This is a genomic window from Campylobacter sp. 107, assembly GCF_002383835.1.
Taxonomy (GTDB): Bacteria; Campylobacterota; Campylobacteria; order Campylobacterales; family Campylobacteraceae; genus Campylobacter_D; species Campylobacter_D jejuni.
Genome location: NZ_NXBA01000020.1, coordinates 279,719 through 287,307, shown reverse-complemented (window position 1 = coordinate 287,307; position 7,589 = coordinate 279,719). Strand labels below are relative to the sequence as shown.

Genomic DNA, 7,589 nt, shown 5'->3' with positions numbered 1-7,589 from the left:
ATCGTGGGTGATGATACTACGCCTTACTGGCAGGGGGAAAGTAGCTCATTGCGGACTTGTTAAATGTCTTCATTACTTACTTTATATATAAATCCTATGTTTATTTTTATTGTTGTTTTAGATGATACTTAGAATCGTGTTTAAAAAAAGAGTTTGCTGCTGGTTAGGGTTTTTAGAGAGAATAGGGTGTTTTTAGGGATTTGAAAATACTAGAAGGATAAAATTTAAAATTTTCTATGAAAAGTAAAATAAATTAAATTTTATTCACACATTCTTTAAAGACTTTTCCACGCTCTGCGTAAGAGTTGAACTGATCTAAACTTGCACAAGCGGGACTTAAAAGAGCTACTTCATTGACTCTTAAGTGATTTGAAATTTCATTTACAGCTTTAGATAAAACTTCACATTTATAGGCTTTCAAATTCGCTTTTTTTGCATAATCAAGCATTTTTTCGGTACTAATACCTATAGCATAGAGTTCTATATCAAATCCTTTCATAAAATCAAATAAATTGCTAAGATCTACACCCTTATCATCTCCCCCTATGATAAGATGGATTTTTTTATCTTTATAGCGACTAAGCGCAGCCATTACTGCGCTTTCATTTGTGGCTTTAGTGTCATTTACCCAAAGCCTATTTTGACTGTCTTTAATCTCTTCGAGTTTATTTTTTTCCATTACAAAGCTATTTAAAGGCTCATAGCTTAAAGTATCAAGTAGAATTTTTTCTATAGCTAAAGCCATGATAGCATCGAGTAAAAAAGGACTTTTAAAGGAAATTTTTTCCGTATCAATGCCAAATTTAACAGCTAGATCTTTTTCATCTTCATAGCTTATTTTATGAGCTTTTGTTGGAGTATTTGCATAAATTTTAGGCAGTATTGTTACATCACATTCATTCATTCTTTTTAAAACGCTTAGCTTATCTTGAACATAATTATCAAAACTTCCATGCCAAGAAAGATGATCAGGACTTATGGGTAAAAGTGCATAAATTTCAGGTTTAGCTTTATGAGTGTAGTGTAGGGTAAAAGATGAAGTTTCAAGTATCCAAAGTTTTTCATAAGGATTAAGCTCTGCTAAAGGAGTTCCAACATTTCCACCCATAACAGCACCAATATGTGATAATAAATGTGTAGCCATTTGAGTAGTGGTTGTTTTTCCATTAGTTCCACTTATCCAAACGGATTTTGGCATGACATCGTAAAAAAAGTCATATTCACTTTGTAAATTTTTTGCTTCTTGAATGAGTTTGTGGTTTGGTGGAAAACCTGGACTAGGAATTTCAATGTCGCTTAAATTATCATTAAAATCATTAGGATTTAAAAGTAAATTTCCTAGTGTATCTTTTTTTGTTTCTGTAAAATGATCATCATAAATATCAAAAGGTCCAAATTTATCTACTAAATTTTCAGCAATAGCACGTGTGGTTTTTCCGTATCCAAAAAGTGAAATTTTCATTATCTTAGCTTTATTGATGCAAGTGCAAGTAAATTTGAAAGTAAGGCTATCATCCAAAAACGCACTATAATTTTATTTTCCACCCAGCCAACTTTTTCAAAATGATGATGAATAGGCGCCATTTTAAATACTCTTTTATTAAAAATTTTAAAACTTCCAACTTGTAAAATTACAGAAACAGTTTCAAGAACAAAAACAAAACCTATGAGTAAAAGTAAAATTTCATTTTTGCTAATAACGGCTAAAAATCCTATAAAGCCACCTAAAGCTAAACTTCCACTATCTCCCATAAAAACTTGTGCAGGATAACAGTTGTACCATAAAAATCCCATTAAAGCACCAATTAGCGCTGCACAAATAATCACTACTTCACCAAGTCCTTGAATTTTTGGCAAAAGTAGATATTCACTATAATTTAAATTTCCACTCAAATATAAGAATATCCCTAAAGTAGATAGAGAAAAAATGCTTGGAACTGTAGCTAAGCCATCAAGTCCATCGGTTAAATTTACAGCATTAGAGCTAGAAATTAAAACCAAAATCCAAAAAGCAATGGCAAAAATTTCCATATTAAAAAGAGGGTGTTTATAAAAAGGTATAAAAAGTTCCGTGCTAAGCTCTGAACTAAAATATAAAGGTAAGATGCAGATAAGTCCAGCGATGATTTGTGCTAAAAGCTTCATTCTTGGACTAAGTCCTGAATGATTATCTTTTTTTAGAACTTTGCCTAAATCATCTATGAGTCCTGTCAAACAAAAAAGTATCAAACAAAGTAAAGCACTTATAGCAAAAATATTATCAAATTTGATACAAAATAAACTTGCGATTACTGCAGAACTGATGAAAATAATCCCACCCATGGTTGGAGTATGACATTTGGTTTTATGAGTTTCTGGGGCGTATTTGTAAATAGGTTGACTAGCATTTTTAGCCTTTGCCCAAATAATAAATTTAGGCATTAAAAATAAAGACAAACATAAAGCTATAAAAAATGCAAATCCTGCACGCACACTAATATAAGTAAAAAAAGCATAATGACTTAAATCTGAAAGATAATACAAAACCTAGCCTTCTTTTTGGTTTTTAAAAGTTTAATTTTAGTAAAATCTAACCAAAAAAATTCTTATAAAAGAGAGAAAAATGAAGCAAAAATGCGTTTTAATTATTACAGATGGAATAGGGTATAATAAGAATAGTAAGTTTAATGCTTTTGAAGCAGCTAAAAAACCAAGTTATGAAAAGCTTTTTAAGGAAGTTCCAAATTCTTTACTAAAAACGAGTGGTTTGGCTGTAGGTTTGCCAGAAGGACAAATGGGAAATAGTGAAGTAGGGCATATGTGTATAGGAAGTGGGCGTATTATTTATCAAAATTTAGTGCGTATTAATAAAGCCATTGAAAACAAAGAACTTGAAAAAAATGAGAATTTGCAAAAACTTTTAGCAAAATGTAAAAGAGTGCATATTATAGGGCTTTATAGTGATGGTGGAGTGCATTCTATGGATACACATTTTAAAGCCATGCTTGAAATTTGTGCGAAAAATGGCAATGAAGTTTTTGCTCACGCAATCACTGATGGGCGTGATGTAAGTCCAAAAAGTGGCTTAAATTTCATAAAAGATTTAAAAGAATTTTGTGAAAATCTAGGTGTGCATTTTGCTACACTTTGTGGGCGTTTTTATGCTATGGATAGAGATAAGCGTTGGGATAGGGTGAAAGAATATTATGAGTGTTTATTGGGTAAGGCTTATAAGGTGCCAAATTTATTAGAATACCTACAAAAATCTTACGACGAAAATATTACTGATGAGTTTATCAAAGCAGTGCAAAATGAGAATTATAAGGGTATGAGAGAAGAAGATGGCATTATCTTTATCAATTTTAGAAATGATAGAATGAAACAACTCGTTGAAGTGTTAAATTCTAAGGATTTTAAAGAGTTTGAGTGTGAAAAAGTCTTTAAAAATTTACTTACTATGAGTGTTTATGATGATAAATTTAAACTCCCTGTGCTTTTTGAAAAAGAAAAAATTGAAAATACTTTAGCACAAGTGATTTCTAAAGCAGGGCTTAGTCAGCTTCATACCGCAGAAACCGAAAAATATGCCCATGTAACTTTCTTTTTTAATGGCGGAAAAGAAGAGCTTTTGGAAAATGAAACAAGGGTTTTAATCCCAAGCCCAAAGGTAAAAACTTATGATGAAAAACCCCAAATGAGTGCTTTTGAAGTGTGTAATGCAGTGAAAAAAGGTATAGAAAAGGGCGAAGATTTTATAGTGGTAAATTTTGCAAATGGAGATATGGTGGGACATACAGGCGATTTTAATGCTGCTATAAAGGCTGTTGAGGCGGTGGATACTTGTTTGGGCGAGATTGTAGAATGTGCAAAAAAGTATGATTATGCTTTTATCATTACAAGCGATCATGGAAATTGCGAAGCTATGCAAGATGAAAAAGGAAATTTGCTTACCAATCACACTACTTTTGATGTTTTTGTTTTTGTGCAAGCAAGGGGAGTTTCAAAGATTAAAGTCAATATGGGGCTGAGTAATATAGCTGCAAGCGTGCTTAAAATTTTAGACTTAGAAATTCCAAAAGAAATGAATGAGGCTTTGTTTTAGTTTGTTTGCCTTTTTTATGAGAAATTTGTTAAGATTGCAATTTTTAAAATTAAACTTATTAAGGATAGATAATGAAATTTAGCGGAAAAAATGTTTTAATTACTGGAGCAAGTAAGGGAATAGGTGCTTCTATCGCAAAAACTTTGGCAGGTTTTGGGCTTAAAGTTTGGATCAATTATCGTTCAAAACCTGAACTTGCAGATGCTTTAAAAGATGAAATTATTGCAAGTGGTGGTGTTGCTGCTGTGATTAAATTTGATGCAAGCAAAGAAGATGAGTTTGAAAACGGCGTAAAAACTATAGTTGAGAGTGATGGAGAGTTAAGTTATCTTGTAAATAACGCAGGCGTTACAAATGATAAACTTGCTTTAAGAATGAAATTAGAGGACTTTAGTGGCGTTGTGGATACGAATTTAAGCTCAGCTTTTTTAGGTTGTAGAGAAGCTTTAAAAACCATGAGTAAAAAACGCTTTGGTGCTGTTGTAAATATCGCTTCTATTGTCGGAGAAATGGGTAATGCTGGGCAAGTAAATTATTCTGCTAGTAAGGGTGGAATGATAGCTATGACTAAATCTTTTGCTAAAGAAGGAGCAAGTAGAAATTTACGCTTTAATTGCGTAACTCCAGGTTTCATAAAAAGCGATATGACTGAAGTTTTAAGCAATGAAATCAAACAAACCTATCAAGATAATATCCCTTTAAAACGCTTTGCAGAACCTGAAGAAGTAGCTAATTGTGTAGCATTTTTACTTAGTGATTATGCCTCTTATGTGACAGGCGATGTGCTTAAGATCAATGGCGGTTTATATATGTAAGGAAAAATGATGGATTTAAAAGAAATAGCGCAATTTTTAGATGATAATGCACCGGCATTTTTAGCCACTTTAGGAACTTGTGGAAATCCTAGAGTGCGTCCTATGCAAAGTCCATTGCTTGTGGGAGATAAAATTTATTTTTGCACAGCAAATACAAAAGGACTTTTTAAGCATATAAAAAATTATAATGGTATTGAATTTTGTTCTTGTGCAAAAGATGGGACTTTTTTAAGACTTAGAGCTAATGCGGTTTTTGAACCAAATTTAGAAGTTAAAAAAATGATGTTTGAAAAATATCCTTATCTTGTAAATCTTTATGAAACTCCGCAAAATCCAAAATTTGAAGTTTTTTATCTTGATCGTTTAAGCGCTAGAATGCAATTTATGAATCGAGAATTTAAGCTTTTTAAGGCTTAATGATTTGATAATTTTATTAACTATATATTAATTAAGATAAATATTATCTTAATTAATATTAACTTTTTGTTATTTTTTAAGGTGTAATCATTCCGTTTAATTTGCAAGGAATAGATTATGATATATTGCAAAAATTTTTTAATATTTATTTTATTATATTCATCTATTTTCTTTTTGATTGCTTAATTTTATACTTTTTTATATTTACTAAATTATAAATTTATTTTTAATCCATTTTATATTGAAAGGAGAGCTTGTTTTTGGATTTTTGGCATGTGGTTGTGTAAGATTGATTTACATTAAAAATTATTATTAATGGTGGAACTCTTATTACAGAAGCGGTGCGCGATGAAGAGGGATATCTTTTAAATAATCGTGGTGAGCGTTTTATGAAAAATTACCATGAAAAATGGAGCTTGCACTGCGAGATGTGGTTGCGCGTGTTATAGAAACAGAAATCGCGAATGTAGAGGTTATGGCGAGGGACTTGGAGCTTATGTTTTGTGCGATGTATGCCACTTAGGAAAAGAAAAAATTTTAAAAGATTTACCAACAATTCGTCACACTGCAATGCTTTTTGAAAATATTGATTTAGTGGATACCCCTGTACCTATCCGTCCAACGGCGCATTATTCTATGGGTGGAATTGAAGTGGCTAAATTTGAAGATATGAGTACTAAAATTGCTGGAATTTATGTAGGTGGAGAAGCTTCTTGCATTTCTATACATGGAGCTAATAGACTAGGGGAAATTCTTTAGCCGATGCAGTTGTAACTAGGGCATTTAGCAGGCATTGGTGTGACAAATTATGCCAAAGATGCAAGTTTTGAAAAAAAGGGGTAAAAACTCATGAACTTGCTCAAAAATGGCAGGCTAGATTTAAAAAAATTACAAACAATGGTGGAAATGGTCAAGAAATGTATTAATTGCGAGAAGAGCTAGGAAGTCAAAATCGGGATAATATGGGGATTTTTAGAGCTCAAGAAAAACTCGATCTTCTAGCAAAAAATTTAGAAGATATGCAAGCAAGATATGAAAAAATTCGTATTCCAAATCCTAATGAAGTGATGAATGCTGCTTTTACAGATTATATAGAGCTTGGCAATTTGATTTTACTTTCTCGCTGTGCTTGTTTAGCAGCTAGAAATAGACTTGAAAGTCGTGGTGCTCATACTAGAGAAGATTATCCAAAGCTAGATGATAAAAATTTCTTAAAACATAGCATTGTAAATTTAGAAAATGATGAATTAAAACTTAGTTATAAAGATGTCGTGGCAACTGAGTTTTCTCTTGATGGAAGGAGAGTGCAATGAAAATCATTATAGATCGTTTTAATGACAAGGAAAAATATGAACAAAGTTATGATATTGATGATAAGGATATACAGGGAAAAACTCTGCTCTCTTTTGCTTTTTATCAAAAAAAACAAAAGATATTACTTTAAATTTTACTGTTTCTTGTCAATCTGCAATTTGTGGGGCTTGTGCAGTGCGTGTGAATGGCATTCTTATCTTGCTTGTGATACTAAAATGCAAGATTTGTTAAAAGAATATGATAATCCTTCAAGTATACGCATTTCTCCGCTTGGAAATTTTAGAGTAATTTCTGATTTAATTGTGGATTGGGAGCCTTCTATAGAAAATTGAAGAAAAATTCGTCCTGCCATGGTGGCAAAAAATGAATTTTCAGCGGAAAAGGGTTGTAAACAAAGTCAAGAAGAATTTGATCGTATTAGCAAGCAATGGGATTGTATTTTATGTGGTAGCTGTGCTTCAGAGTGTAATAAATTAGAAGCAGATAGTAGCGATTATATGCAACCTTTTGTTTTTACTCATGCTTGGCGTGCAGCGGCAGACTCTCGAGGTAAGGATCCTATGTTGCATGTAAAACCCAGCGTAATGAATGGACTTTGGCTTTGTGTTTATTGTCGAGAGTGCGCTGATCGTTGTCCAAAGGGTATAAGTTCAGTAAGTGATATAGCAAATTTAAGAGTGATGGCGATTAAAAAAGGTTTAAATGAAGGCTTAAGGCCTGATCATGCTGAAGCTTTTTATAAAGATTTAGTTGAAGGTTCAGGACGCTTGAATGAAATTTATCTTGCTTTGCGTTCTGAGGGTGTTATAGGTTCTATGGGCAAAACAGATATAGCTTTTAAACTTATGCGCGCAGGAAAAATGAACCCTATGTATGTTTTTGGCGAGGATGAAATAGAAGGGCATAAAGATTTGGTTAAAATAATAAAGGCGGCACAAGAGGCTGTTGTTAAGGAGTAAAAT

General features: G+C 32.2%; 6 protein-coding genes and 2 pseudogenes. 6 read left to right on the top strand and 2 right to left on the bottom strand.

Annotation, left to right across the window (positions count from 1 at the left end):
• Positions 1–253 precede the first annotated feature (253 nt).
• On the bottom strand, positions 254–1,462 hold the full coding sequence (gene murD / locus BGS40_RS03915) for a UDP-N-acetylmuramoyl-L-alanine--D-glutamate ligase (protein WP_096738387.1): 1,209 nt from the start codon (positions 1,460–1,462) through the stop codon (positions 254–256).
• On the bottom strand, positions 1,462–2,523 hold the full coding sequence (gene mraY / locus BGS40_RS03910) for a phospho-N-acetylmuramoyl-pentapeptide-transferase (protein ID WP_052801850.1): 1,062 nt from the start codon (positions 2,521–2,523) through the stop codon (positions 1,462–1,464). Before mraY ends, murD begins: the two co-directional genes overlap by 1 nt.
• A gap of 79 nt (positions 2,524–2,602) precedes the next feature.
• Here mraY and gpmI point away from each other — a divergent pair, with 79 nt between their 5' ends.
• The 6 genes and pseudogenes from gpmI (at position 2,603) to sdhB (ending at position 7,586) form a co-directional block, all read left to right on the top strand.
• Positions 2,603–4,081 carry a 2,3-bisphosphoglycerate-independent phosphoglycerate mutase gene (gpmI, locus tag BGS40_RS03905; RefSeq protein ID WP_052781912.1) on the top strand — a complete coding sequence of 493 codons (1,479 nt, stop codon included), beginning with the start codon at positions 2,603–2,605 and terminating at the stop codon, positions 4,079–4,081.
• Positions 4,065–4,163, top strand: a complete 99-nt coding sequence (locus BGS40_RS09885) for a hypothetical protein (protein WP_029588158.1) — start codon at positions 4,065–4,067, stop codon at positions 4,161–4,163. The genes gpmI and BGS40_RS09885 overlap by 17 nt, the downstream gene beginning before the upstream one ends.
• Positions 4,153–4,896: a 3-oxoacyl-ACP reductase FabG gene (gene fabG, locus BGS40_RS03895; protein WP_002858551.1), complete on the top strand. Its 744-nt coding sequence runs from the start codon at positions 4,153–4,155 to the stop codon at positions 4,894–4,896. Before BGS40_RS09885 ends, fabG begins: the two co-directional genes overlap by 11 nt.
• A gap of 6 nt (positions 4,897–4,902) precedes the next feature.
• Positions 4,903–5,313 (top strand): pyridoxamine 5'-phosphate oxidase family protein, encoded by a 411-nt coding sequence (locus tag BGS40_RS03890; protein ID WP_087691824.1) that lies wholly within the window; start codon positions 4,903–4,905, stop codon positions 5,311–5,313.
• Between the two features lie 308 nt (positions 5,314–5,621).
• Positions 5,622–6,626, top strand: a pseudogene (locus BGS40_RS03885) (FAD-binding protein); the annotation flags it as partial.
• Positions 6,623–7,586 (top strand): annotated as a pseudogene (gene sdhB / locus BGS40_RS09990) (8-methylmenaquinol:fumarate reductase iron-sulfur subunit). The pseudogenes BGS40_RS03885 and sdhB, both read left to right, overlap by 4 nt.
• The last annotated feature ends 3 nt before the right edge of the window (positions 7,587–7,589 follow it).

What these genes read in the sequence shown, in the direction of transcription:
- BGS40_RS09885 (WP_029588158.1), top strand. Translation starts at nt 4,065, where the DNA reads ATGAGGCTTTGTTTTAGTTTGTTTGCCTTTTTTATGAGAAATTTGTTA.
- gpmI (WP_052781912.1), top strand. Translation starts at nt 2,603, where the DNA reads ATGAAGCAAAAATGCGTTTTAATTATTACAGATGGAATAGGGTATAAT.
- fabG (WP_002858551.1), top strand. Translation starts at nt 4,153, where the DNA reads ATGAAATTTAGCGGAAAAAATGTTTTAATTACTGGAGCAAGTAAGGGA.
- BGS40_RS03890 (WP_087691824.1), top strand. Translation starts at nt 4,903, where the DNA reads ATGATGGATTTAAAAGAAATAGCGCAATTTTTAGATGATAATGCACCG.
- murD (WP_096738387.1), bottom strand. Translation starts at nt 1,462, where the DNA reads ATGAAAATTTCACTTTTTGGATACGGAAAAACCACACGTGCTATTGCT.